Annotated in this window: 23 protein-coding genes; 11 read left to right on the forward strand and 12 right to left on the reverse strand. The window is 56.5% G+C overall.

Features of this window, described 5'->3' with window-relative positions:
• Positions 1-181 precede the first annotated feature (181 nt).
• The 3 genes from ACOKCT_RS09060 to ACOKCT_RS09070 are packed head-to-tail and all read left to right on the forward strand — an operon-like array spanning position 182 to position 1893.
• Complete coding sequence (locus ACOKCT_RS09060; protein ID WP_103180672.1) at positions 182-538, forward strand: ArsC family reductase; 357 nt, start codon at positions 182-184, stop codon at positions 536-538.
• 3 nt (positions 539-541) lie between these two features.
• A complete protein-coding gene (gene dapE / locus ACOKCT_RS09065; protein WP_156655013.1) occupies positions 542-1669 on the forward strand; it encodes a succinyl-diaminopimelate desuccinylase in 1128 nt (375 codons plus the stop codon).
• A 26-nt stretch (positions 1670-1695) separates the two neighbouring features.
• Entirely contained in the window at positions 1696-1893 is a 198-nt protein-coding gene (locus ACOKCT_RS09070; protein WP_039029679.1) for a YpfN family protein, read from the forward strand.
• Positions 1894-1931: 38 nt separating this feature from the next.
• Here the strand turns inward: ACOKCT_RS09070 and ypfH are convergent, their stop codons facing one another.
• From ypfH to dapA, 6 genes are all read right to left on the reverse strand, one after another.
• Complete coding sequence (ypfH, locus tag ACOKCT_RS09075) at positions 1932-2627, reverse strand: esterase (protein WP_103180674.1); 696 nt, start codon at positions 2625-2627, stop codon at positions 1932-1934.
• A 73-nt stretch (positions 2628-2700) separates the two neighbouring features.
• A complete protein-coding gene (locus ACOKCT_RS09080; protein ID WP_409201140.1) occupies positions 2701-4701 on the reverse strand; it encodes a tRNA(Met) cytidine acetyltransferase TmcA in 2001 nt (666 codons plus the stop codon).
• Between the two features lie 15 nt (positions 4702-4716).
• Positions 4717-5580, reverse strand: a complete 864-nt coding sequence (locus ACOKCT_RS09085; protein ID WP_156655015.1) for a neutral zinc metallopeptidase — start codon at positions 5578-5580, stop codon at positions 4717-4719.
• Between the two features lie 126 nt (positions 5581-5706).
• Positions 5707-6420 (reverse strand): phosphoribosylaminoimidazolesuccinocarboxamide synthase, encoded by a 714-nt coding sequence (gene purC / locus ACOKCT_RS09090; protein WP_103180677.1) that lies wholly within the window; start codon positions 6418-6420, stop codon positions 5707-5709.
• A gap of 110 nt (positions 6421-6530) precedes the next feature.
• Positions 6531-7565, reverse strand: a complete 1035-nt coding sequence (gene bamC, locus ACOKCT_RS09095; RefSeq protein WP_103180678.1) for an outer membrane protein assembly factor BamC — start codon at positions 7563-7565, stop codon at positions 6531-6533.
• 16 nt (positions 7566-7581) lie between these two features.
• The gene (dapA, locus tag ACOKCT_RS09100; RefSeq protein ID WP_263950350.1) at positions 7582-8460 is read right to left on the reverse strand and encodes a 4-hydroxy-tetrahydrodipicolinate synthase; all 879 of its coding nucleotides are present in this window, start codon (positions 8458-8460) and stop codon (positions 7582-7584) included.
• 145 nt (positions 8461-8605) lie between these two features.
• On the opposite strand from dapA, the gene ACOKCT_RS09105 reads away from it, so the two are divergent.
• Positions 8606-9175 carry a glycine cleavage system transcriptional repressor gene (locus tag ACOKCT_RS09105; RefSeq protein WP_197431813.1) on the forward strand — a complete coding sequence of 190 codons (570 nt, stop codon included), beginning with the start codon at positions 8606-8608 and terminating at the stop codon, positions 9173-9175.
• Positions 9175-9645 (forward strand): thioredoxin-dependent thiol peroxidase, encoded by a 471-nt coding sequence (gene bcp / locus ACOKCT_RS09110; protein WP_039029687.1) that lies wholly within the window; start codon positions 9175-9177, stop codon positions 9643-9645. Before ACOKCT_RS09105 ends, bcp begins: the two co-directional genes overlap by 1 nt.
• 95 nt (positions 9646-9740) lie before the next feature.
• Here bcp and ACOKCT_RS09115 read toward each other — a convergent pair whose 3' ends face one another.
• The gene (locus ACOKCT_RS09115; protein ID WP_103180681.1) at positions 9741-10802 is read right to left on the reverse strand and encodes an AI-2E family transporter; all 1062 of its coding nucleotides are present in this window, start codon (positions 10800-10802) and stop codon (positions 9741-9743) included.
• Positions 10803-11024: 222 nt separating this feature from the next.
• Here ACOKCT_RS09115 and bepA point away from each other — a divergent pair, with 222 nt between their 5' ends.
• Positions 11025-12488, forward strand: a complete 1464-nt coding sequence (bepA, locus tag ACOKCT_RS09120) for a beta-barrel assembly-enhancing protease (RefSeq protein ID WP_103180682.1) — start codon at positions 11025-11027, stop codon at positions 12486-12488.
• Positions 12489-12499: 11 nt separating this feature from the next.
• Positions 12500-12859 (forward strand): arsenate reductase (glutaredoxin), encoded by a 360-nt coding sequence (arsC, locus tag ACOKCT_RS09125; protein WP_103180683.1) that lies wholly within the window; start codon positions 12500-12502, stop codon positions 12857-12859.
• A 32-nt stretch (positions 12860-12891) separates the two neighbouring features.
• Here arsC and ACOKCT_RS09130 read toward each other — a convergent pair whose 3' ends face one another.
• The 4 genes from ACOKCT_RS09130 to ACOKCT_RS09145 form a co-directional block, all read right to left on the reverse strand.
• A complete protein-coding gene (locus ACOKCT_RS09130; RefSeq protein WP_214422612.1) occupies positions 12892-13593 on the reverse strand; it encodes a DnaA inactivator Hda in 702 nt (233 codons plus the stop codon).
• Positions 13594-13688: 95 nt separating this feature from the next.
• Positions 13689-14978, reverse strand: a complete 1290-nt coding sequence (uraA, locus tag ACOKCT_RS09135; protein ID WP_114314300.1) for a uracil permease — start codon at positions 14976-14978, stop codon at positions 13689-13691.
• 94 nt (positions 14979-15072) lie between these two features.
• Entirely contained in the window at positions 15073-15699 is a 627-nt protein-coding gene (gene upp, locus ACOKCT_RS09140; RefSeq protein ID WP_263950349.1) for a uracil phosphoribosyltransferase, read from the reverse strand.
• A gap of 257 nt (positions 15700-15956) precedes the next feature.
• Positions 15957-17387 carry a 6-phospho-beta-glucosidase gene (locus tag ACOKCT_RS09145; RefSeq protein ID WP_103180686.1) on the reverse strand — a complete coding sequence of 477 codons (1431 nt, stop codon included), beginning with the start codon at positions 17385-17387 and terminating at the stop codon, positions 15957-15959.
• Positions 17388-17665: 278 nt separating this feature from the next.
• Here ACOKCT_RS09145 and purM point away from each other — a divergent pair, with 278 nt between their 5' ends.
• The 4 genes from purM (at position 17666) to ppx (ending at position 23140) form a co-directional block, all read left to right on the forward strand.
• Positions 17666-18703: a phosphoribosylformylglycinamidine cyclo-ligase gene (purM, locus tag ACOKCT_RS09150; protein ID WP_103180687.1), complete on the forward strand. Its 1038-nt coding sequence runs from the start codon at positions 17666-17668 to the stop codon at positions 18701-18703.
• Positions 18700-19341 (forward strand): phosphoribosylglycinamide formyltransferase, encoded by a 642-nt coding sequence (gene purN, locus ACOKCT_RS09155; protein WP_214422261.1) that lies wholly within the window; start codon positions 18700-18702, stop codon positions 19339-19341. Before purM ends, purN begins: the two co-directional genes overlap by 4 nt.
• 193 nt (positions 19342-19534) lie before the next feature.
• On the forward strand, positions 19535-21595 hold the full coding sequence (gene ppk1 / locus ACOKCT_RS09160) for a polyphosphate kinase 1 (protein ID WP_103180689.1): 2061 nt from the start codon (positions 19535-19537) through the stop codon (positions 21593-21595).
• A 3-nt stretch (positions 21596-21598) separates the two neighbouring features.
• Positions 21599-23140, forward strand: coding sequence for an exopolyphosphatase (ppx, locus tag ACOKCT_RS09165; RefSeq protein ID WP_103180690.1), 1542 nt, complete (start codon positions 21599-21601; stop codon positions 23138-23140).
• 8 nt (positions 23141-23148) lie between these two features.
• On the opposite strand, the gene ACOKCT_RS09170 is transcribed toward ppx, so the two are convergent.
• Positions 23149-25389 (reverse strand): EAL domain-containing protein, encoded by a 2241-nt coding sequence (locus ACOKCT_RS09170; RefSeq protein WP_103180691.1) that lies wholly within the window; start codon positions 25387-25389, stop codon positions 23149-23151.
• Between the last annotated feature and the right edge of the window lie 41 nt (positions 25390-25430).

Here is a 25430-nt window from a genome sequence, read left to right on the forward strand (position 1 = left end):
TGCATTTTTGGCTATCAGCGCTCTATGCAATAAAGATGAAATTATATTCAGGACTTAAGTGCAATTTGTCACGCTGCTGAATATTCAATAAGGTAATAAAACAAATGTGTTATATTTCCACAAACGTTTACTCATCGAAATTACTGAGCAACTGACCACTTTTAAGACAAAAGGATTCACCATGATCACCCTGTATGGCATTAAAAATTGCGACACCATTAAAAAAGCCCGCCGCTGGCTGGAGCACAACAACATTGAGTACCGTTTTCACGACTATCGCGCCGACGGTATTGATGCTGATTTGATGCAGAAATTTATTGCTGAGCTCGGCTGGGAGGCGCTGCTCAACACGCGCGGCACCACCTGGCGCAAACTGGATGAAAGTGTGCGGGCCAGCATCAACAATGCCGACAGCGCAGCCGCATTAATGGTGGAAATGCCCGCAATCATCAAACGCCCATTGCTCTGGGCGCCCGGTAAGCCTATGCTGCTGGGTTTCAACGAAAATCAATACCAAACCTATTTTATTGAGGTGTAGTCTATGTCATGCCCGGTCATTGAGCTGACTCAGCAGCTTATTCGCCGCCCCTCCCTGAGCCCTGATGATGCGGGTTGTCAGGCTCTGATGATCGAACGCCTGCGGGCGATTGGTTTTACCGTCGAACCGATGGATTTTGGCGACACGCAAAATTTCTGGGCCTGGCGCGGCCAGGGTGAAACCCTGGCATTTGCCGGACATACCGATGTGGTACCCGCCGGTGATGCCGATCGCTGGATCAACCCTCCTTTCGAACCGACCATCCGCGACGGCATGCTCTTTGGTCGTGGCGCGGCAGATATGAAAGGATCGCTGGCAGCGATGGTGGTTGCCGCCGAACGTTTCGTGGCGCAATACCCGAACCATAAAGGCCGCCTGGCGTTTTTAATCACCTCTGATGAAGAGGCCAGCGCTAAAAACGGCACCGTGAAGGTGGTTGAAACGCTGATGGCCCGTAATGAACGTCTGGATTACTGCCTGGTGGGCGAGCCGTCCAGCACCGAAATGGTGGGCGACGTGGTGAAAAATGGCCGTCGCGGCTCTATCACCTGCAACCTGACCATTCACGGTGTCCAGGGTCACGTGGCTTATCCGCATCTGGCCGATAACCCGGTGCACCGCGCCGCGCCGATGCTCGAGGAACTGGTTGGCATTGAGTGGGATAAAGGCAATGAATATTTCCCGCCGACCAGCATGCAGATCGCCAACATTCAGGCCGGTACCGGCAGCAACAACGTGATCCCTGGCGATCTGTTTGTGCAGTTCAACTTCCGCTTCAGCACCGAGCTGACGGATGAGATGATCAAAGCCCGCGTCGTGGCCCTGCTGGAGAAACACCAGCTGCGCTACAGCATCGACTGGTGGCTTTCGGGCCAGCCGTTCCTGACCGGGCGCGGCAAACTGGTGGATGCGGTGGTTAACGCCATCGCGCACTATAATGAAATTAAACCGCAACTGCTGACCACAGGCGGTACCTCTGACGGGCGCTTTATTGCCCGCATGGGTGCACAGGTGGTCGAACTTGGGCCGGTGAATGCCACGATTCATAAAATCAATGAATGCGTGAATGCCGCTGATTTGCAACTGCTGGCCCGTATGTATCAACGTATCATGGAGCAACTTGTCGCCTGACGGTTGCCCCAAAGAAGGATAAGCGAATGGACTGGCTGGCTAAATACTGGTGGATCCTGGTACTGGTTTTTCTGGTAGGCGTACTGCTGAATGTGATCAAGGATCTCAAGCGCGTTGACCATAAGAAATTCCTCGCCAACAAACCTGAACTCCCCCCACATCGTGACTTTAACGACAAGTGGGATGATGAAGACGACTGGCCGAAGAAAGACCAGAAGAAGTAATGCCTGCCCCTCTCCCCCGGCGGGGAGAGGGTTATCCGCTAAAAGAACTCCACGATGTCGTCATCATTGGGCTTGCCGCCGCTGAGCGCTTCATCGAAGTAACGTTTCGGCACGGTAAAACGCAGGTGATCCAGCGCAAACTGCATGCTGCGATCGTCAATGGCGTGCCCCAGATCGTCGACAATATCCAGCGTCACATCACCGCCCGCGCGGATCAGCGCCTCCTGGGCAGCAACCGCATGGGAGAGCTCAATCACGCGATCGTCCCCGCCGTGGATCAGATGAATAGTGGTTCTGGTGGTCGCCTGTCCGGGCAAGGTCGCATAGCGGCCATTAAAAGCAATTACCCGCGAGACCAGGCCTGGCTCCGCTTTTATGCTCTCCAGCGCCATAATCGCTCCCTGGGAAAAACCGATCAACGCCGTGGCATCCGCCTTCACACCGCTTTGCTGCTGCCAGTAACGCACCGTTTCGACAAAGGCCGGCATGATGGCATCCACGCGCTCCTGACGGCTCTCTTCGGTCACGCCCTGCACGGAAAACCACTGACGGCCGTTCGGGCCGCAAGGCTCCGGAGCGCCCACGCTCACCACAAGCGCGTCAGGAAACAGGGGTGCAAACCAGCGGCCAATCTCCCCCATATTGACCGGGTTGTCGCCAACGCCATGAAACAGCAGCAAAAGCTGTTTGGCTGGCATAGCGGGGCTCTGGACAACAAAATGGTCATGTTTCATGGCAGTCTCCTTAATGGGTAAGCGGGATTCTACGCCTGACAGGCAGAATGAACATGCCAGTTTACTGATGAAGTTATTGAAAAAATTGCCATTGCAAAACCGTCTGCTTCAGCTCCTGACAGCGCTGACTGTCCAGCTGCGCCAGCGCCTGGCCCGCCTCGCTGCGCAGATAATTCAGTAACGCCTTGCGCCCGTTCAGCCCCAGACTCTGGCTCAGCGCGCCGTCGTCCCGGTCCTGCTCGATTTTGCCCCGCAAGCCTGCCAGGGGCAGAACCGTTGACCGCAGCAGGCGCGTCAGACTGGCAAACGACGCCGTGAGGGGGCGATGCGCAAAAGCAAATCCGGCCAGCTCCAGCCAGTCATCATCATTAAGGGTAGACTCACCCGCGGGCTCTACCGGGATCTTTTCTCCGTTCATGCGTTCAATCACTGCGGCATCACGACAGAGCCGCTGATGCTCGCGCTGACACAGCGCCTGCCCCGCCGGGCTAAGCGGCAGGAGTGCCATCGCCGTGAAGCAGCCGCTGCTGGCCTCCCGGTGGCTCCCCATGCGCACCAGCACAAAACCGCAGCGCTGCCAGAAACGCCAGAGCGCGTCGGTGTAACCAAAGCTCACAGAAAGGTAGTCGAGGCTCGTCTGCTGGCAGGCCGCGGCCACCAGCGCCCGGCCAATGCCTTCGCGCTGGCGGGCAGGATGAACGGCTACGCGGGTCACCCGTCTCGCGCTCAGCGTTGCCGCCAGGGGCGAGCCCCCGTGTGCCGCCAAAGATTGCGCCACCAGATTACCGCGCGGACGCCGGTAGCCCGCCCATACCGCCTGGCTGAGCGCCGGGCTTAAGCCTCCCTCCTCCACCAGCCACAGCGCGCCGCAGACGCTCTCCCCTGCCCGGGCGACGGCAAAATGCTGCCCGGGGGCATCCATCATGCGTCGCAGATCGAGGGGGGATGTCCGGTAGTGGGCCGCGCAAAGCAGTTTATAGACCGCCGCCGGGAGCGCAGGGGCGCGGTTCCAGGCCTCCTGCTCCAGGGTTGCGTAGCCGATCTCCCCCAGCGGGATGCTGTCGTCGGGCTCATCATCAAACAGCAGCACCTGGGCGATAAGGCGCTCCAGCGGGCAGCCTGACGCCCAGCGCACCGGGGTGGAGAGGGTGAAGTAACGCAGCCCGGCAAAACGGGCGCAGAACTTCAGCAGGAACCCCCTGCCGGTGCCCTCATAGCCCTGCACCGTGGTGGTAAGCAGGACCCGGGGGAAGCGCGTCACCAGCCGCTCCAGCAGCGGGCCGGGAATGGCCGCCGCCTCATCAACGATCAACCAGTCGGCATGTTCGTCCGGGGCCAGCAGCGCGTCAGGGGCCATAAAGCGATAGCGCTCACCGCCGAAACGGGCAATGACGTCGGTCGCCGCCCTGGCGGGAGCGGTGACAATGGCGTTGCCCATAATGCGATGCAACAGCATGCCCGCCAGCGCCGACTTGCCGCGCCCGCGTGGAGCGGTGACGGCGGCGACGCCTTCAGGCATGGTAATGAGCTGGTCCAGTATCGCAGCCTGCTCGCTCTGGGGCTCGCCGCTGGCTGGATGCCAGTCGGGTGCGGGTGGCGTTGGCGTAAGCATAAAAGGCTCGCCCTGCTGCCAGCGTAACACCTGCGGATCGCCCAGGATGTGGCGGCAGAAGCGGTCAATAAAGCGCGGCGTAGGGATGGGCTCTGGCCTGTCGCTCCAGCGCAGCGAATCCTGGTCGGGAATCTTTGGCCAATGCGTCAGGTCGGGTGTGAGTAAAACCAGTAGACTGCCGGCTCGCAGGGTGCCCGCCACGGCAGCAAAGGCCGAGACGTCGAAGCCGTGCCGGGCGTCGAAGATAGCGTGAAGAAACTCACGGCCCAGCAGCCGATGCAGCGCCTGGGGCGCGCAGGATGGCGGCTGCGGGGCATCAGCGCCAATCCACAGCCACTCCCCGGGATACTCCTCTTTCAACAGCCGCGCCTGCTGCTGCGTCCAGGTTTCATCCCCGCTCAGCACCAGCAGCCGCCGGTGCCCTTCCCGCGCCAGTTGTTCAGGCAGGCCTGATAAATTCATCCCTGACATTGAAAATTACAGCGCCTTGCCGAAGGTATTGCACTGTGCCGGATCGCCGCCGTCAAAGCCCTTTTTGAACCAGTTATAGCGCTGTTCTGACGTACCGTGCGTAAAGCTGTCTGGCACGACATGGCCCTGACTTTGCTGTTGCAAACGGTCATCGCCAATGGCGTGGGCCGCGTTGAGGGCCTCTTCCAGATCGCCCGCCTCCAGCACGCCCTCCTGCTGCATCTTGTGACCCCAGACGCCGGCAAAGCAGTCGGCCTGCAGTTCCATGCGTACCGACAGGGCATTCACCTCTTTCTCGCTGGCATTCTGCTGCAGCTGACGCACTTTAGGTTCAATCCCGAGCAGTTTTTGCACGTGATGGCCGACTTCATGGGCGATAACATAGCCCTGGGCAAAGTCGCCGTCGGCGCCCAGCTTATGTTTCATGTCATCGTAGAAGGAGAGATCGATATAGACGGTAGAGTCAGCAGGACAGTAGAACGGACCCATGACCGATTGTCCGGTGCCGCAGCCGGTGCGGGTGGCGCCGCGATACATCACCAGCTTCGGTTGCTGGTAGGTACGGCCCATTTTTTCAAACAGCTGGCCCCAGGTATCTTCCGTGGTGGCGAGAATGACCGACGTAAATTTCGCCGCCTCGTCTTCGCTCGGGCTGATGGAGCGCGTTGCCTGCTGCTGTTGCTGAATCGGTTGCCCGGTTAACAGCCCGCTCAGGTCGACCCCGTAGTAGCCCGCCACCACGACCACCAGCAAAATAATAATGCCGCCCTTGCCTCCCGGCAGGCGAAATCCCGGGCCGCCCATTGACGGGCCCCTACTGCTGCGTCTGTCATCCACATTGTCACTTTCGCGACGCCCTTGCCAGCGCATAATCCCACCTCGAAAAATATCATCTTGATAACAGGTATGATCGTAGGCGCTTCGAAGCAAGATTACCACAGGAAACAGGAGTGAGATGCCAGAGGAGGCTGTGCTCCTCTGGCAGGTAGGGCAGGATTAATCGAGTTTAACACCCAGACGGTGAGCAACGGCTTCGTACGCTTCAATCAGGCCGCCCAGGCTTTGGCGGAAGCGGTCTTTGTCCATTTTATCCAGGGTCTCTTTGTCCCACAGGCGGCTGCCGTCCGGGGAGAATTCATCACCCAGCACCACCTCACCTTTATACAATCCGAATTCCAGTTTGAAGTCGACCAGAATGAGGCCCGCGTCGTCAAAGAGCTTCTTCAGCACGTCATTGGCTTTGAAGGTCAGCTCCTGCATACGCGCCAGATTCTCTTTGCTCACCCAGCCAAAGGTTTCGCAGTAAGATTCGTTGACCATCGGGTCGTGCATGGCGTCGTTTTTCAGGAACAGGTCGAACAGCGGTGGGTTCAGCTCCATGCCCTCTTCGATGCCCAGACGCTTCACCAGGGAGCCCGCGGCGCGGTTACGGACGACACATTCAACCGGCACCATGTCCAGCTTCTTCACCAGACACTCTGTATCGGACAGTAACGCTTCCATCTGCGTCGGGATACCCGCCTCTTCGAGCTTGCTCATAATGAAATGGTTGAACTTGTTGTTCACCATGCCTTTACGGTCAAACTGCTCAATGCGCGCGCCATCTCCTGCTGACGTATCATTGCGGAACTCGAGCACCAACAGATCCGGGTTTTCGGTGCTGTATACGGTTTTCGCTTTGCCACGATACAACTCAGCTTGCTTCTGCATCTTCATTACTCCTGGTGTGATGATTTGTGTTCAAAACTGGAGATATTATGCCACGCACACGTTTGCGTAGCACGAAAATTAAAAGGGCTGGATTAACCAGCCCCTTTTTTTTACTTGCTGAATGCCGCCTGAAGGACAGCGACCAGCGCATCATTCTGCGACTGGGTCAGCGTATGGCCTTTCGGATCGATAAACTGCAGGCTGCTACGGTTATCCAGATCGCCGACCTGAAGTTTGTAATCGCCCGAAGCCAGACCCGGATCGCGTACGCCCAGCTCTTCCCAGCTGCTGTCAGAGAGCGGTTTGTAGGTGAGCGTCATGCTGCCGGTTGAGCGGGTGCTGTCGGTGACTTTCATGCCGACACGCTCAAGGGTGGAAGGCAGACGCTGCCAGACCTGGTTGAACGGACCACGCACTACCAGCATTGGCAGACCGGTATCGTCGGCAGCGCTCTGCACGTCGAAGGTGGCACCATTACGGTTCTGAGCAGCATTCGCCGCGTCGGTGGCGCTCTTATCAAGACCCGCAGCAATCACGTTAAGCAGTTCGGTGCTGTAACGCTGCATGGATGCCGCGTCGGCAACCGGTTTGCCCGCCTGCTCCAGGTTGATGAGTTTAACCACCACCGCCTGCTGATAACCCTGAGGTTTAACAGAGACTTGATAGCGCCCACGGTACTGCTGGTCTTCATCCAGACGGCTCCATTCGATCCAGTCTGTCGTCAGCGTCTGGCTGGCATCGTCGCGCTGGGTAATCGCGTAGTTCTTCGACTGAAGTACGCTCACCACCTGCGGCCACAGCCCGGCATTGCGCGCGCTCTCAACCTGCAGCGTCGCGGTATCGCCGGTGAACTGAGTACGCGCCCCGCTTACCAGCGCCAGAGGCTGTGCTGGCGGACGAATATCAAGCGCTTTGCCTACCGCGCCGCTACCGTTGGCAACCGGAATGTTGTAGTCGCCATTCTGAATGGGCAGGATCATGCCAGCAGGTGCATGAAGTTCAGCAAGCGGCGCAGCATCCAGATAGGATTCGTCACCGCTCACCTGGCGCTTGTAGCGTGAATCTGAGCTACAGGCCGCGAGCAGCATAACAAGCGAAACACCCGCAACCTTCACCAGGCGCGACTTCTGTACTGAGTAAGCCATCAAATCTCCCTAAACTTTACAGCAGACCGGCATGCTTCAGCGCCGCAGTGACCGTTTCACGACCGTGGTCGGTAATCGGGGTCATTGGCAGACGCAGCGTATCGGTCGCTACAAGTCCCAACTCCTTACATGCCCATTTCACTGGGATTGGATTGGGTTCGACAAATAATTTGTTGTGCAGCGGCATCAGACGCTGGTTAATCACACGCGCTTCCTGGAAATGACCAGCCGCAGCCAGTTTACACATTTCAGCCATATCGCGGGCTGCAACGTTAGAGGTCACGGAAATCACGCCGTGGCCGCCGAGCTGCATAAAGTCCAGCGAGGTCGCATCATCGCCACTCAGCAGAATAAAGTCGTCTGAAACCAGCTCTTTGATCTGATGAACGCGGCTTAAGTTCCCGGTCGCCTCTTTAATACCGATAATATTTTTTACTTTCGCGAGGCGGCCTACCGTTTCTGGCAGCATATCGCAGCCAGTGCGCGACGGCACATTATACAGAATTTGTGGCAAGTCAGTATGTTCAGCGATGGCTTTGAAATGCTGGAACAGACCTTCCTGGGTAGGACGGTTGTAGTATGGGGTTACCGTCAGGCATCCCACCACACCACTGTCGTTGAAGCGCTGGGTCAGACTGATGGCTTCAGCCGTGGCGTTGGCACCTGTACCAGCGATAACCGGGATACGCCCGTCAGCCAGTTCAAGGGTCATCAACACCACTTCGCCATGCTCTTCGTGGCTCAACGTAGCAGACTCACCGGTAGTTCCTACCGAAACAATCGCCGAGGTTCCGCTGGCGACATGATAATCAATCAGTTTCTTCAGGCTTGACCGGCAGATATTACCTTTCTCATCCATCGGTGTTACAAGCGCGACAATACTTCCCGTGAACATGGGCCATCCTCTGTGCGTACAAGAGCCTCAATGGTACGTTTGGTGCTGTAATAAAAGCAAGCGACGTGAGACCTCCAGGTTATTGTATGCCGGTTTTTTTTATGCTTTCCTTAGAAAGACTAAACCAAGCAAAGGAAGAACAGGTTTGACAACCTCATCACAACATTACCTGGTTATTACTGCGCTGGGTGCCGACAGGCCGGGGATCGTGAACACCATCACCCGCCACGTCAGTAGCTGCGGCTGCAACATCGAAGACAGCCGCCTGGCGATGCTGGGTGAAGAGTTTACTTTCATCATGCTGCTTTCCGGGTCGTGGAATGCGATTACCCTGATTGAATCGACCCTGCCGTTAAAAGGCGCAGAGCTGGATCTGCTGATCGTGATGAAGCGCACCACCGCGCGCCCGCAGCCTGCCCTGCCGGCTACCGTCTGGGTCCAGGTGGAAGTGACTGACTCCCCGCATTTAATCGAACGCTTTACCGCCCTGTTTGACAGCCACCAGATGAATATCGCCGAGCTGGTCTCGCGGACGCAACCGGGCAAAGATGACGCCGTGCCGAAACTGTTTATTCAGATCACCGCCCACAGCCCGGCGTCGCGGGATGCCTCAAATATCGAGCAAGCGTTCAAAGCCCTCTGTACAGAACTGAATGCGCAAGGCAGTATTAACGTCGTCAATTATTCCCAGCATGAACAGGATGGAGTTGAGTAATGAATCCACTGAAAGCCGGTGACATCGCACCGAAATTTAGCTTGCCCGATCAAGACGGTGAGCAAGTAAATTTGACCGACTTCCAGGGACAGCGTGTACTGGTCTATTTCTACCCGAAAGCCATGACCCCAGGCTGTACCGTACAAGCCTGCGGCTTACGCGATAACATGGACGAGTTGAAAACCGCCGGCGTCGAAGTGCTGGGTATCAGCACCGACAAACCGGAAAAACTGTCTCGTTTCGCCGAAAAAGAGCTGCTTAACTTCACGCTGCTTTCTGACGAAGATCACCAGGTTTGCAACGCGTTTGGCGTCTGGGGTGAGAAAACCTTTATGGGTAAAACCTATGACGGTATCCACCGCATCAGCTTCCTGATCGACGCTGACGGCAAAGTTGAACACGTGTTTGATGACTTCAAAACCAGCAATCACCACGATGTGGTGCTGGAATGGGTGAAAGCGAACGCCTGATTTGGCTCTTCGCTTGTTTGGCCGGGTGGCGCTACGCTTACCCGGCCTACAAAATCCATAGGCCCGTGCAAGCGTTAGCGCCGCCGGGCAACAGCCTACTCCTCCACTGCCGGCACATCCGGCCAGGCATGCACCACCGCTTTAACCAGCGTGGCCAGCGGGATCGCGAAGAAGACTCCCCAGAATCCCCACAATCCGCCAAAAATTACTACCGACAGAATAATGACGAGTGGGTGCAGGTTTACCGCTTCCGAGAACAGCACCGGAACCAGCAGGTTTCCGTCCAGCCCCTGAATAATCAGATAGACGACGAAACAGCTCCAGAACTCGGTGCCAAGACCAAACTGGAAGAGCGCCACGCCCACTACCGGAATGGTGACCACAAACGCCCCGATATAGGGAATCAGCACCGAGAAGCCTACCAGCACCGCCAGCAGTAGCGAGTAGTTCAGGCCGAAGATTAAGAAGCCAATCCAGGTGGCAACCCCAACGACAATCATCTCCAGCACTTTGCCGCGAATGTAGTTGGTGATCTGCTGGTTCATCTCCTTCCACACCTGCCCTGCCAGCCCACGGTTACGCGGCAGGACGCGGCGCACCGCGTTAAGCATCTGATCTTTGTCCTTGACCAGGAAGAAGACCATCAGCGGCACCAGCACCAGATAGACCGCCAGCGTCAGCAGGCCCACCAGCGACGCGAGGGAGAATTTGACCACCGTATCCCCCATCGTCATGATGCGGGTGCGCATGTTCTCAGCCATGGCATCAATGATGCCCGCATCCATCAGGGCCGGATAGCGGCGCGGCAGGGTGGCGGCAAAGTCAGAGAGTTTGCTGAGCATCCCCGGCATATCGCGGATGAGATTGATCCCCTGCTGCCAGGCGATCGGCAATACTACAAAGGACATCACCATCAGGATGCCGACAAAAAAGACCAGCACGATGATGCTGGCCCAGCGGCGGGAACAGCCAATATTTTCCAGCCGGACGGTAGGCCACTCCAGTAAATAGGCGAGCACGATTGCCACCAGTAGCGGCGCCAGCAGCCCGCTAAAGAAGAAGAGGATGCCAAAACCGGCAACCAGAATAATCAGCAAAGCAATGGCCTCAGGATCGCTAAAACGTCGGCGGTACCACTGCATTAATAACTCGAGCATTCAACCCTTCCCTGAAGATATTGGCGGAACGTAAAGAGTGAATTGTATCGAAGAGTTAATGAAAAGACTTTCGCTTTTTCTTGCTCCGTCACAAAACGCAAAAGCCTGAAAAGAGGGATTTTCTTATCGCCCTGAGGCGCATACACTTGCAGAGCAGCCGCAGATGAACGATATGCGGGTTCTTCGGTCAAATTAGCACACCCACCAGACAGGACAGAGGTTATGTTCAGGCAGTTGAAAAAAACGTTGGTTGCGACGCTCATCGCTGCGCTGACCGCTGGCCAGATGATGCCAGCCTTCGCTGACTCTGCAGACGCATTGCCGGATATGGGCACCTCGGCAGGAAGCACGCTCTCCATTGGTCAGGAGATGCAAATGGGCGATTTCTACGTGCGCCAGCTGCGCGGCAGTGCGCCGTTGATCAACGATCCATTGCTGGTGCAGTACATCAATTCGCTGGGGATGCGCCTTGTCTCCCACGCGGATTCGGTAAAGACCCCTTTCCACTTCTATTTGATCAATAACGACGAGATCAACGCCTTCGCCTTCTTCGGCGGCAACGTGGTGCTGCACTCGGCGTTATTCCGCTATGCCGACAACGAAAGCCAGCTGGCCTCGGTAATGGCGCACGAAATTTCTCACGTCACCCAGCGTCACCTGGCGCGCGCGATGGAAGATCAGAAGCGCAGCGCCCCGCTCACCTGGGTGGGCGCACTGGGCTCTATCCTGCTGGCGATGGCGAGCCCGCAAGCGGGTATGGCCGCGCTGACCGGTACCCTGGCCGGCACCCGTCAGGGGATGATCAGCTTTACCCAGCAAAATGAACAGGAAGCGGACCGCATCGGTATTCAGGTACTGCAACGCTCCGGGTTCGACCCGCAGGCGATGCCGAACTTCCTCGAAAAGTTACTCGACCGGGCGCGCTACTCCTCGCGTCCGCCGGAAATTCTGCTGACTCACCCCCTGCCGGAAAGCCGTCTCTCGGATGCCCGCAACCGCGCCAACCAGATGCGTCCGGTGGTGGCGCAGTCCTCAGAAGATTTCTATATGGCGAAGGTCAGAACCCTCGGCATGTACAACTCGGGGCGCAACCAGCTGACCAACGATCTGCTCGATGCCCTGAATAAAGGCAACGTGCGTGAACAGCGTGCCGCCCGGTATGGCCGTGCCTTACAGGCAATGGAGGCCAGCAATTATGACGAGGCGCGCAAAAACCTGCAGCCGCTGCTGGCCGCAGAGGCCAACAATGCCTGGTATCTTGATCTGGCAACTGACATCGACTTAGGGCAGAAAAAAGCCCAGGATGCGATCAACCGTCTGAAAGGCGCCCGTGACCTGCGCAATAACCCGGTCCTGCAACTCAACCTGGCGAATGCTTACTTACAGGGTGGACAGCCGCAGGAAGCCGCGCCCATTCTCAACCGCTACACCTTCAATAATAAAGATGATCCTAACGGCTGGGATCTGCTGGCCCAGGCGGAAGCCGCGCTCGGCCATCGCGATCAGGAGCTGGCTGCCCGCGCCGAAGGTTATGCCCTGGCCGGACGTCTGGATCAGGCCATCTCCCTGCTGAGCAGCGCCAGCTCGCAGGTGAAACTCGGCAGCCTGCAACAGGCCCGTTACGATGCCCGTATCGATCAGTTGCGCCAGCTGCAGCAGCGCTATCGCGCGTATGAAAAGATGTAAAAGGAGAAAAGATGTCTGACGCGGTTACGATCTACCATAACCCTCGCTGCTCAAAGAGCCGCGAAACCCTGAACCTGCTGAAAGCCAACGACGTTGAGCCGCAGGTGGTGCTCTATCTGGATACGCCGCCGGATGCCGACACCCTCCGCACGCTGCTCGCCCAGTTGGGAATGACCAGCGCCAGAGCGTTAATGCGCCAGAAAGAGGAGCTTTACAGAGAGTTGCGTCTGGCAGACAGCGCGCTCAGTGAAGATGAGTTAATTCAGGCGATGGTGGAGCATCCGAAGCTGATTGAGCGCCCGATTGTGGTGGCCAACGGCCAGGCCCGGATTGGCCGCCCGCCTGAGCAGGTGCTTGAGATTGTGAAGTAAGCAGGAATGGCCCGGTAGCGCGTGCGCCGGGCCTACAGATTGAGAATGTCTTTCACAAAAGGAATGGTGAGCTTCCGCTGGGCGGTGATGGATGCCTTATCCAGCTGATCGAGCGTCATAAACAGCGTACGCATCTCGCGATCTAAACGTTTTAGCAGAAAACGTCCCACATCTTCCGGCAGTTCAAATCCCCGTAACCGCGCCCGCAGCTGCAAAGCCTGCAGCTTATCTTCATCGGAAAGCGGCTGTAATTTGTAGATTTGTCCCCAGTCGAGACGCGAAGCCAGATCGGCCAGCCCGAGATTCAGCTGACGCGGCGGTCGATCGCCGGTAATCAGCAGCCGGGTCTTCCCCGACTCCAGAATGCGGTTATAGAGATTGAAAATCGCCATCTCCCACAGCTCATCCCCCGCCACGCATTCGATATTGTCGATGCAGACCAGCGACAGCTGTTCCATTCCATCGAGCACCTCCGGCACAAACCAGGTGCGTTTATCCAGCGGCACATAGCCGACCGCATCCCCGCGCTGAGAAAGTTCAGCACAGGCGGCGTGCAGCAGATGGCTGCGCCCCGCGCCTTCGCGTGACCAGATATAGATGTAACCGCTGTGCTCCTGGCGCAACACGTTTTGCAGTGCAGCCAGTAAAGAGGGGTTATCACCCGGCCAGAAACTCGCGAAAGTTTCGTCGTCGGGAAGATAAAGTGGCAAAGAGAGCTGTGCCGGTGCGTTCAGAAATACCTCAACCAGGTCTTACTCGGAATCGGCCCAGAGTTTAACACGGAACAAGCGGGGAGAGAACCGGGCGGATCGGCCACCCGGTTGCAGGATCAATGCGAGACTTTTTCGCTCTCTTCGGCGTCCAGCACCACCTCTTCCGGGCGCAGAACGGAGATCAGCTTGAAGATCAGGGCCAGACCGATACCGACGATGGTGGCCAGCGCCATGCCTTTCAGCTCGGCGGCGCCAATGTGCACCTTGGCACCACTGACGCCGATAATCAGGATCACCGAGGTCAGGATCAGGTTTTGCGCTTTGCTGTAGTCAACTTTTGAGTCGATCAGAACGCGAATACCGGAGGCGCCAATCACCCCGTACAGCAGCAGCGAAACACCGCCCATCACCGGAACCGGGATAATCTGGATAGCCGCCGCCAGCTTACCGACGCAGGAGAGCAGGATGGCGAAAATCGCCGCACCGCCGATAACCCAGGTGCTGTAGACGCGGGTAATAGCCATCACGCCGATATTCTCACCATAGGTGGTGTTTGGCGTGGAGCCGAAGAAACCGGAGATGATGGTTGAGAAGCCGTTGGCAAACATTGAGCGGTGCAGACCCGGGTCGCGGATCAGGTCGCGCTTGACGATATTCGCCGTCACCACCAGGTGACCGACGTGCTCGGCAATCACCACCAGCGCCGCAGGCAGAATGGTGAAGATGGCAAACCACTCAAAGCGCGGGGTGTAGAAGGTTGGCAGCGCGAACCAGTGAGCCTGGGCAATCGGGGTGGTATCCACAACGCCCATCGCAAAGGAGAGCGCATAGCCAGCCAGTACGCCGATCAGGATCGGGATAATTGCCATAAAACCGCGGAACAACACGGAGCCAAAGACCGTCACGCCCAGCGTGACCAGCGAGATAGTAATGGTTTTAGTATCCGGGGATTGCCCGTCGGCAGGCAGCAGGCCCGCCATGTTTGCGGCCACACCGGCTAATTCAAGACCGATGACGGCAACGATTGCGCCCATCGCCGCAGGGGGGAACATCACATCCAGCCAGCCGGTCCCCGCTTTCTTCACAATGAAAGCCACCAGACAGAACAGCACGCCGCACATAATGAAACCACCCAGCGCCACTTCATAGCCTAACGGCAACAACAGCAAGACCGGGGAGATAAAGGCAAAGCTGGAGCCCAGGTAGGCCGGAATCTTACCTTTACAAATAAAGAGATAAAGCAGCGTACCGATGCCGTTAAACAGCAGCACGGTGGCCGGGTTAATGTGGAACAGGATTGGCACCAGCACGGTTGCACCAAACATCGCAAACAGGTGCTGCAAACTAAGCGGGATTGTCTGCAAAAGTGGCGGTCTTTCACTCACCCCGATAGCACGGCGCGTCATAGAATCTTCCTCAAGTGTTGTTTGTTTTAAGCGGTTGGGTTTTTTATTCAAAAAAAAGCCGACTATCAAAGTCGGCTTCTTTTTCGTTATTCACTTATTTAGTACCAAAAATCTTATCGCCGGCATCGCCGAGTCCCGGCATGATGTACCCGTGCTCGTTCAGGCCCTGATCGACAGAGGCGGTGTACAGTTCAACGTCCGGGTGCGCTTTTTCCAGCGCAGCAATGCCTTCCGGCGCGGCAACCAGTACCAATACTTTGATGCTGCTGCAGCCCGCGTTTTTCAGCAGGTCGATGGTGGCGATCATGGAGCCACCGGTGGCCAGCATCGGGTCAACGACCAGCGCCATACGCTCGTCGATATTGGAGACCAGCTTCTGGAAATAGGGCACCGGCTCCAGCGTCTCTTCGTTACGGTAGATGCCAACCACGCTGATACGCGCGCTCGGAACGTGCTCCAGCACCCCTTCCATCATGCCCAGACCTGCGCGCAGGATTGGCACAACGGTAATTTTTTTGCCTTTGATCTGCTCAACCTGTACCGGGCCGTTCCAGCCTTCGATGGTCACAGTTTCGGTTTCCAGATCGGAGGTTGCTTCATAGGTCAGTAAGCTGCCAACTTCAGAGGCCAGTTCACGAAAGCGCTTAGTGCTGATGTCATGCTCACGCATCAGGCCCAGCTTGTGTTTAACGAGTGGGTGTTTCACTTCCACAATCTTCATTCTCTTTCTCCTTCGGGTGGCAGCCACAAAAAAAATCGCCGGATTATACCGCTTTTTTCGGATAGCACCATACCCATCTTGCTTGACCGGGATCAACCAAAGTGAATTAGAGGCTGTCAGAGAGTATAAAAGAGACAAAAAAAACCGGCGGGGGATCGCCGGCTTTTGTGCGGATTTTCGCCCGGCGGTGCTGCGCTTGCACGGGCCTACGGTTTTGTAGGCCGGGTAAGGCGAAGCCGCCACCCGGCAGTAGGCGTTTAAAGCGACTCGCCGTTGCTGGCGATCACCTTCTGATACCAGGCGAAAGACCTCTTCTTGCTGCGATTCAGCGTGCCGTTGCCTTCGTTGTCTTTATCAACATAGATAAAGCCATAGCGTTTTTTCATCTCGCCCGTTCCGGCAGAGACCAGATCGATACAGCCCCACGGGGTATAGCCCATCAGATCCACGCCATCTTCCACCACCGCTTTTTTCATCTCACGGATATGGGCGCTGAGATAGTCAATGCGGTACTGGTCATTGACCGTGCCGTCACTCTCCAACACGTCGATGGCGCCAAACCCGTTCTCGACAATAAACAGCGGCAGCTGGTAGTGATCCCAGAACCAGTTCAGGGAGTAACGCAGCCCCACCGGATCAATCTGCCAGCCCCAGTCCGATTTCTGCACATAGGGGTTGGAGACCAGGCTTTTGCTTTCGTCGTAGTCGAGCTGCGGGTTGTCCTCCGTGGCTTTGGTGGCAAACGACATGTAGTAGCTGAAGCCGATGTAATCCACGCAGCCCTGCTTCAGCGCCGCTTTATCCTCTTCGGTGATATCCAGCGCAAAACCGCGACGGGCAAAGTAGTTCAGAAGATGCTGCGGATAGGCGCCGCGCACGTGCACATCGGTGAACCAGTAGCGGCGGTGCATGGCATTCATCGCCATCATCATGTCGTTCGGGGCGCAGGTCAGGGGATAGATCGGACACATGGCGATCATGCAGCCAATTTTCAGGGACGGGTTGATGTCGCGTCCGGCTTTTACCGCCAGGGCACTGGCGACCAGCTCATAGTGCGCCGCCTGGAACATCACCGGCTCGCGATCTTCACCCGGCTGGTACTTCAGCCCGGAGTTGGTAAACGGGGCGAAATCTTCGTGGAAGTTGGCCTGGTTGTTGATCTCGTTAAAGGTCATCCAGTATTTCACTTTGTGCTGATAGCGCTCGAATACCACGCTGGCAAAGCGCACAAAGAAGTCGATCAGTTTGCGGTTACGCCAGCCGCCGTACTCTTTCACCAGGTGATAAGGCATTTCGAAGTGCGAGAGGGTGATCACCGGCTCGATGCCATGCTTCAGGCACTCATCAAACAGATCGTCATAAAACTGGAGCCCCGCCTCGTTAGGCTGCTGTTCATCGCCTTTCGGGAAAATACGCGTCCAGGCTATGGAGGTGCGGAAACATTTAAAGCCCATTTCCGCGAACAGCTGGATGTCATCTTTATACCGGTGATAGAAATCGATGGCTTCATGGTTGGGGTAGTTTTTGCCCGGCAGTACGCCGTCGGTAATTTCGCGGGGGACGCCGTGGGCGCCAGCGGTCATCACATCTGCCACGCTCGTGCCCTTCCCGCCCTCCTGCCAGCCGCCTTCAAGTTGATGCGCCGCCACTGCGCCGCCCCACAGAAAACCCTCTTTGAATCCTGACATGCAATATCCCTCATTCAGCGTTAATTATCGGCAAAAAAGAGTACAGAAACCGGTTTCAGTGAAATGATGTGCATTCAGTGGCAGGGTTGCAAGAATAAGAATGTACCCGGTTTCATTTTCGTGAACGGGTTCATGTTTGTATGCTAAGAGTCGATTTTTACTCAATTTTCAGGCGCACATTTTTCTGTTGCAGAATGGGCTCGCAAACGTTTGCCTGGACTGTTAGAATTGCGCCGATTTTTCTTATATCGCAATGCAATCGCGTGGGGACTTGAGCCGTGACCAACAAAACTTCTCTCAGCTACAAAGATGCCGGTGTAGATATTGACGCAGGTAATGCGCTGGTTGACCGTATCAAAGGGGTAGTTAAAAAAACCCGCCGCCCGGAAGTGATGGGAGGTCTGGGAGGATTCGGCGCACTGTGCGCGCTGCCGCAAAAATACCGTGAACCGGTTCTGGTCTCAGGCACCGACGGCGTGGGCACCAAGCTGCGTCTGGCGATGGATCTGAAACGCCACGACACCATCGGCGTTGACCTGGTTGCGATGTGCGTGAACGACCTGGTGGTTCAGGGCGCTGAGCCGCTGTTCTTCCTCGACTACTACGCGACCGGCAAGCTGGACGTCGACACCGCAGCCAGCGTCATCAGCGGTATCGCAGAAGGCTGTTTGCAGTCAGGCTGTGCACTGGTCGGCGGTGAAACCGCTGAAATGCCGGGCATGTACCACGGCGACGATTACGACGTGGCTGGCTTCTGCGTGGGCGTTGTCGAAAAATCAGAGATCATTGACGGCAGCAAAGTGGCCGACGGCGACGTGCTGATTGCGCTGGGCTCCAGTGGCCCGCACTCTAACGGCTACTCCCTGGTGCGCAAAATTGTTGAAGTGAGCGGCTGCGACCCTCTCACCACCGAGCTGGAAGGTAAACCGCTGGCCGATCACCTGCTCGAACCGACCCGCATCTACGTGAAATCCATTCTGGAGCTGATTGAGAATGTGGACGTTCACGCGATTGCCCACCTGACCGGCGGCGGCTTCTGGGAAAACATTCCGCGCGTCCTGCCGGATAACACCCAGGCGGTGATCGACGCATCCTCCTGGCAGTGGCCTGCGGTATTTAACTGGCTGCAGGATGCCGGTAACGTCAGCGATCATGAGATGTATCGCACCTTCAACTGCGGCGTGGGGATGGTTATCGCCTTGCCGGCAAGCGAAGTGGACAATGCCCTGGCGCTGCTGCAGGCGAAAGGTGAAAACGCGTGGAAAATCGGTATCATCAAAGCATCTGATTCCGAACAGCGTGTGGTCATTGAATGAAAAATATAGTGGTGCTCATTTCCGGTAACGGAAGTAATTTGCAGGCTATCATCGATGCCTGCAAACAGAAGAAGATCAACGGCACCCTCCGCGCAGTATTCAGTAACAAGGCCGATGCATACGGCCTTGAGCGTGCCCGCCTCGCGGGCATTGCCACGCATGCGCTCAGCGCTGCCCAGTTTGCCAGCCGCGAGGCGTTTGACCGCGAATTGGTGCAGGAGATTGACGCCTACGCCCCGGATGTGGTGGTGCTGGCCGGCTACATGCGGATCTTAAGCCCGGCGTTTGTCGCGCACTATGCCGGACGTCTGCTCAATATCCACCCCTCCCTGCTGCCTAAATATCCTGGCCTGAATACCCACCGTCAGGTGCTGGACAACGGCGATGAGGAGCACGGCACCTCGGTCCATTTCGTTACTGACGAACTGGACGGCGGCCCGGTGATCCTGCAGGCGAAAGTGCCGGTGTTTGAAGGCGACAGTGAAGAGGAGGTGACCGCCCGGGTGCAGGCTCAGGAGCACGCTATCTACCCGCTGGTGGTGAGCTGGTTCGTTGAAGGCCGTCTTAAAATGCGCGACGGCGCCGCCTGGCTGGATGGCGCGCCGTTACCCCCGCAAGGTCACGCGGCGGAAGAGTAAACTTTTGCCGGGTGGCGCTATCGCTTACCCGGCCTACAGCACCTTTTGCCCCGCCAACTCTCTATTATCCCTCAAGAAAAAATTTAACTGTCATACTTTTCTGACACAGTTGGACATATTGTGGAAATGCTCGCCATAATAAAGGCGAGACGGATTTACCACGTCCTGTGATTGAACTGGAGTGTGAGTAGTAATGGGTCAGGAAAAGTTATACATCGAGAAAGAGCTAAGCTGGTTAGCGTTCAACGAGCGCGTGCTTCAGGAAGCGGCCGACAAAAGTAACCCGCTGATTGAGCGCATGCGTTTTCTGGGGATTTACTCCAATAATCTGGATGAATTCTATAAAGTGCGTTTCGCTGAACTGAAGCGTCGAATCATCATTAGCGAAGAGCAGGGTTTAAACTCGAATTCGCGTCATCTGCTTGGCAAGATCCAGTCCCGGGTACTGAAAGCCGACCAGGAATTTGACAGCCTGTATAACGAACTGCTGCTGGAGATGGCGCGTAATCAAATCTTCCTGATTAACGAGCGTCAGCTCTCGGTTAACCAGCAGAGCTGGCTGCGTCACTATTTCAAACAGTATCTGCGCCAGCACATCACCCCGATTCTGATTAACCGCGAAACCGATCTGGTGCAGTTCCTGAAAGATGACTACACCTATCTGGCGGTGGAGATTATCCGCGGCGACAGCATCCGCTATGCGCTGCTGGAAATCCCGTCAGACAAGGTGCCGCGCTTCGTCAACCTGCCACCGGAAACGCCGCGCCGCCGCAAGCCGATGATCCTGCTGGATAACATCCTGCGCTACTGCCTGGACGATATCTTCAAAGGCTTCTTCGACTACGATGCGCTGAACGCCTATTCCATGAAGATGACCCGCGATGCCGAGTATGACCTGGTGCACGAGATGGAGGCCAGCCTGATGGAGCTGATGTCATCCAGCCTTAAGCAGCGTCTGACGGCGGAGCCGGTGCGCTTTGTCTATCAGCGCGATATGCCTGATGCCATGGTTGATATGCTGCGCGAAAAGCTGACCATCTCCCGCTATGACTCCATTGTGCCGGGCGGTCGCTATCACAATTTCAAAGACTTTATCGGCTTCCCAAACGTCGGCAAGGCCAACCTGGTGAACAAGCCGCTGCCCCGCCTGCGCCATATCTGGTTTGATAAGTTCCGTAACGGCTTCGACGCCATTCGCGAGCGCGATGTCCTGCTCTACTATCCGTACCACACCTTTGAGCATGTGCTGGAGCTGATGCGTCAGGCGTCGTTCGACCCCAACGTGCTGGCGATTAAAATCAACATCTACCGCGTGGCGAAAGATTCCCGCATTATCGATGCGATGATCCACGCTGCCCACAACGGCAAAAAAGTGACCGTGGTGGTGGAGTTGCAGGCGCGTTTCGATGAAGAGGCCAACATCCACTGGGCCCGTCGTCTGACCGAAGCGGGCGTACACGTGATCTTCTCGGCCCCTGGGTTGAAGATCCACGCCAAGCTGTTCCTCATCTCCCGTAAAGAGGGTGATGATGTGGTGCGTTATGCCCACATCGGCACCGGTAACTTCAACGAGAAGACCGCGCGCATCTATACCGACTACTCGCTGTTGACCGCCGATGCGCGGATCACCAACGAGGTGCGTCGGGTCTTCAACTTTATTGAAAACCCCTATCGTCCGGTTAATTTCGACTATCTGCTGGTCTCCCCGCAGAACTCCCGTCGTCTGCTGTATGACATGATCGACCGCGAGATCGCCAACGCGCAAAACGGCCAGCCGGCCGGCATTACGCTTAAGCTCAACAACCTGGTCGATAAAGGACTGGTGGATCGCCTGTATGCCGCCTCCAGTTCGGGAGTTCAGGTTAATCTGCTGATCCGCGGCATGTGCTCGCTGATCCCCGATCTTGAGGGCATCAGTGAAAATATTCGCGTCATCAGCATCGTCGATCGCTATCTTGAGCACGATCGGATCTATATTTTTGAGAATGGCGGCGATAAACGCGTTTACCTCTCTTCCGCCGACTGGATGACGCGAAACATCGATTACCGGATTGAAGTGGCGGCACCGCTGCTCGATCCGCGGCTGAAGCAACAAATTCTTGATATTATCGACCTGTTGTTAAGTGATACTGTAAAAGCACGTTATGTCGATAAAGAACTGAGTAACCGCTATGTGCCGCGCGGCAATCGCCGTAAAGTACGGGCACAGCTGGCGATTTACGACTATATCAAATCACTCGAGCAATCCGATTAACCTATGCCGATAAACGATAAGACCCCACGACCGCAGGAGTTTGCTGCGGTCGACCTTGGTTCTAACAGCTTCCACATGGTCATCGCCCGTGAGGTGGATGGCGCAATGCAGATCATCGGTCGTCTGAAGCAGCGCGTCCACCTGGCTGATGGCCTGGATGCGAACAATATGCTCAGCGAAGAGGCGATGGAGCGCGGGCTGAACTGCCTGTCGCTGTTTGCCGAACGCCTGCAGGGTTTCACCCCGTCGAGCGTCTGCATTGTCGGAACGCATACCCTGCGCCAGGCCGCAAACGCGACGGAATTTTTAAAGCGCGCGGAAAAGGTGATCCCCTACCCTATCGAAATCATTTCGGGTAACGAAGAAGCCCGTCTGATTTTTATGGGCGTGGAACATACGCAACCTGAAAAAGGCCGCAAGCTGGTGATTGATATTGGCGGCGGCTCGACGGAGCTGGTGATCGGCGAAAACTTTGAGCCGCATCTGGTCGAAAGCCGCCGGATGGGCTGCGTCAGCTTTGCCCAACTCTATTTCCCCGGCGGGGCGATCAGCCGGGAGAACTTCCAGCGCGCGCGGATGGCCGCGGTACAGAAGCTGGAGTCCCTCGCCTGGCAATACCGTCTGCAGGGCTGGAACGTGGCGCTTGGCGCCTCGGGTACGATCAAAGCGGCACACGAAGTGCTGGTGGAGATGGGCGAAAAAGATGGCTTTATTACCCCTGAGCGTCTGACCAGGCTGATGGAAGAGGTGCTCAAGCATAAGAGCTTTACCGCCCTCAGCCTGCCGGGTCTCTCCGAAGAGCGCAAAGCGGTGTTTGTGCCGGGTCTGGCGATCCTGTGTGGCGTGTTCGATGCGCTGGCGATCCGCGAGCTGCGTCTTTCCGACGGCGCGCTGCGCGAAGGGGTACTCTATGAGATGGAAGGCCGTTTCCGTCATCAGGATATTCGCAGCCGCACCGCGCAGAGCCTGGCCAACCAGTACAATATTGACCGCGAACAGGCCAGACGCGTGCTGGAAACCACGACCCAAATGTATGAGCAGTGGGAAGCCCAGAACCCGAAACTGGCGCATCCGCAGCTGGCGGCTCTGCTCAAATGGGCGGCGATGCTGCATGAAGTGGGGCTCAATATCAACCACAGCGGGATGCACCGCCATTCGGCCTACATTCTGCAACACAGCGACCTGCCAGGCTTCAACCAGGAGCAGCAGACCATGATGGCCTCGCTGGTGCGCTATCATCGTAAAGCCGTTAAGCTGGATGAGCTGCCGCGCTTTACGCTGTTCAAGAAAAAACAGTTCCTGCCGTTGATCCAGCTGTTACGTCTGGGCGTGCTGCTGAACAACCAGCGCCAGGCGACGACAACGCCACCTACGCTGACGCTCACCACGGACGATAACCACTGGACGCTGAGTTTCCCGCATGACTGGTTTAGCCAGAATGCGCTGGTCTTGCTGGATCTGGAAAAAGAGCAACAGTACTGGAGCGCCGTCACCGGCTGGTGCCTGAAAATTGAAGAAGAGCACTCCCCGCACGTCGCCGCGTAATCTTCCCGTCAGGCGCTCATACCGAGCGCCTCACCCCTAAGCAGACTCTCCAGCGGCACAGGTTTGCCAATCAAATAGCCCTGAAAATAGTCAATGCCCAGCGCTTCAGCCGCATGGCGGATCTCTTCGCTTTCAACATACTCCGCCACCACCAGCATCTTTTTCATCCGCGCAAGATGACAGATCGAAGCGACAATCTGGTAATCCAGACTATTGCTGACGATGTTACGAATAAAGCTGCCGTCGATCTTCAGAATATCGGCATCCACGTTTTTCAAGCGCGCATAGCTGGCGTAGCCGGTACCAAAATCATCAATGGCAATCCGGCACCCCATCTGCTGCAGATGGTTGACGGTCTGCATCGCCAGCCCGGCGTTGCCGAAGCTGCTGCTTTCGGTGATCTCGAAGATGAGCTGCCAGCTCTCAATGGCATATTTTTGCAACATCCGGCTGACCTCAAGCGGCAGCTGGGCCCGGCAAACGGACGTTGGCGAAAGGTTAATGGCGAACCGCTGCCCCGGGAGCGTTTCGCGATTCTTCGCCATAAACTGAAGCGTCTTCTCCAGCACCAGCAGATCAATTCGCGACGAAAGGCCAAACTCCATGGCAACGGGCAAAAAGATATCGGGCGAGATCAGCCCGGCATCACCATTTTGCAGGCGGAGCAGTATCTCGTGATAGCTATCGCCGCGGATGCCCTGTACGGGCTGCGCCAGCAGGGTAAACTCATCTTTTTCCAGCGCCCGCTGCACGCGATTCATCATCGCAACCTTGTCTTTCAGACCGCGCTGCAGGTTGATTGCGCCCCGCTGCTGCAGGTTTTCCGGGTGGTTGGTCGCCAGAGAGAGATCCGCAATGGTACTCAGCTCACCCAGCAGCAGATAGATATGCACCACCGGTGAACGCACATAGCAGTAACTGACCCCCACCTGCGGCTGCAGCGGCATCCCATCCCAGATAAAGCGAAAGCGTTTGATGTGCAGATCCAGCTCTTCAATACGGGATTGGTGCAGCTCGGTATTTAAACGCAACACTAAATCGTGACCCGAGAGTTGATAGATGCACTCATCCGGCTGCAGATAATCATTCAGCCAGGCGGCCAGCTTCTGTTTGTACTGGATGCGCAGCAGTACGCCATAGTTACGCCCCAAAACTTCCAGCTCAGGGATGCGCAAGAAACAGAGCACCGACCAGGGTTTTTTGCCCAGGGCACGATTGAGCGCCCGCAGGTTTGGCATGTGCACCACCGGATCGAGAAACGCCAGCCGACGGGCGCGAATATTGATGGCCCGCTGTCGCGTCGCCAGTACCGCCATATAGACCACCACGAAGGTAAAGACCAGATAACTGGAGGAGGTAATGGTGAGCTGAATATCGTATCCCTGCGACCAGGGGATGTAGCGGTAAAAATAGTGAATAGAGACGATCAGCACTGGAGTCCAGATCAGAGACATCAGCTTATAACCAAAGCGCATCGATCCCCAAAGCATGACCGGCATCAGCAGCGACAGCGTGTAGTTGGTACTGAAGATACTGCTGTTTTCGTTAATCGGCCATAACAGCAGGGCCAGTAAGGCACTGTTGATCAACATCCAGGTGACAGCTTCTGCCAGCGACACTTTGCGGTCTATCTGGCTCCTAATCTGCGATATCAGGCTGCGCAGATAGCGGGGATGACGGAGGATGCGGATGATCACATAGCTGAAGGGCACCCCTGTCAGGCAGCCAACCAGTAACCCCTGATAGTTAATCAGCGAGCGGATCCCGGGAGTACTGATACCGGCCAGGTCAAACCGCGTCTGGTAAACGCCGAGGTAAACCGCGAACTGAAATAGCAGGAGAAAAATCGTGGCCGGGCAGAACATCTGCCAGAACATCCGTTGCGCGATAAGCCGTGCGTCGCCATAGGCAGTCATATTACGTCGGGGTGTGAAGACCCGATATCCGCCCCAACTGAGAGTTATAGGGATCAGGAAATGCGCAATGGCAATCGCCGTTTCGTAGTCGCCAATCGAGGGATAATAGTGCAGGAAGAGCGCAACCATAATGCCCGGCACTGCCGCCATTCCATAAAACAGCATGAGCGCGAGTAACAACGCCAGCGGCATATAGTAGAGCACCACCAGACTCCCCTCAACCTGGGTGTAGGTAGTAGCTAAGCGCGCAATGGGCAGCAGCACGATCGGCAGAAGCATCGGCAGCGCCCACCAGCGATCTTTGTATTTTTTGTATAAAGTGAAAATAGTCATAGATGCCATAGTAAACCCGCTGATCCCGGGGGTAATTCAGA

This window comes from Leclercia sp. M-A074-M, from assembly GCF_965195605.1.
Classification (GTDB): Bacteria; Pseudomonadota; Gammaproteobacteria; order Enterobacterales; family Enterobacteriaceae; genus Enterobacter.

Bases quoted from the DNA above. Each gene is read 5' to 3' on its own strand.
- ACOKCT_RS09060 (WP_103180672.1), top strand. From the start codon at position 182: ATGATCACCCTGTATGGCATTAAAAATTGCGACACCATTAAAAAAGCC.
- dapE (WP_156655013.1), top strand. From the start codon at position 542: ATGTCATGCCCGGTCATTGAGCTGACTCAGCAGCTTATTCGCCGCCCC.
- ACOKCT_RS09070 (WP_039029679.1), top strand. From the start codon at position 1,696: ATGGACTGGCTGGCTAAATACTGGTGGATCCTGGTACTGGTTTTTCTG.
- ypfH (WP_103180674.1), bottom strand. From the start codon at position 2,627: ATGAAACATGACCATTTTGTTGTCCAGAGCCCCGCTATGCCAGCCAAA.
- ACOKCT_RS09080 (WP_409201140.1), bottom strand. From the start codon at position 4,701: ATGAATTTATCAGGCCTGCCTGAACAACTGGCGCGGGAAGGGCACCGG.
- ACOKCT_RS09085 (WP_156655015.1), bottom strand. From the start codon at position 5,580: ATGCGCTGGCAAGGGCGTCGCGAAAGTGACAATGTGGATGACAGACGC.
- purC (WP_103180677.1), bottom strand. From the start codon at position 6,420: ATGCAGAAGCAAGCTGAGTTGTATCGTGGCAAAGCGAAAACCGTATAC.
- bamC (WP_103180678.1), bottom strand. From the start codon at position 7,565: ATGGCTTACTCAGTACAGAAGTCGCGCCTGGTGAAGGTTGCGGGTGTT.
- dapA (WP_263950350.1), bottom strand. From the start codon at position 8,460: ATGTTCACGGGAAGTATTGTCGCGCTTGTAACACCGATGGATGAGAAA.
- bcp (WP_039029687.1), top strand. From the start codon at position 9,175: ATGAATCCACTGAAAGCCGGTGACATCGCACCGAAATTTAGCTTGCCC.
- ACOKCT_RS09115 (WP_103180681.1), bottom strand. From the start codon at position 10,802: ATGCTCGAGTTATTAATGCAGTGGTACCGCCGACGTTTTAGCGATCCT.
- bepA (WP_103180682.1), top strand. From the start codon at position 11,025: ATGTTCAGGCAGTTGAAAAAAACGTTGGTTGCGACGCTCATCGCTGCG.
- arsC (WP_103180683.1), top strand. From the start codon at position 12,500: ATGTCTGACGCGGTTACGATCTACCATAACCCTCGCTGCTCAAAGAGC.
- uraA (WP_114314300.1), bottom strand. From the start codon at position 14,978: ATGACGCGCCGTGCTATCGGGGTGAGTGAAAGACCGCCACTTTTGCAG.
- upp (WP_263950349.1), bottom strand. From the start codon at position 15,699: ATGAAGATTGTGGAAGTGAAACACCCACTCGTTAAACACAAGCTGGGC.
- ACOKCT_RS09145 (WP_103180686.1), bottom strand. From the start codon at position 17,387: ATGTCAGGATTCAAAGAGGGTTTTCTGTGGGGCGGCGCAGTGGCGGCG.
- purN (WP_214422261.1), top strand. From the start codon at position 18,700: ATGAAAAATATAGTGGTGCTCATTTCCGGTAACGGAAGTAATTTGCAG.
- ppk1 (WP_103180689.1), top strand. From the start codon at position 19,535: ATGGGTCAGGAAAAGTTATACATCGAGAAAGAGCTAAGCTGGTTAGCG.
- ppx (WP_103180690.1), top strand. From the start codon at position 21,599: ATGCCGATAAACGATAAGACCCCACGACCGCAGGAGTTTGCTGCGGTC.
- ACOKCT_RS09170 (WP_103180691.1), bottom strand. From the start codon at position 25,389: ATGACTATTTTCACTTTATACAAAAAATACAAAGATCGCTGGTGGGCG.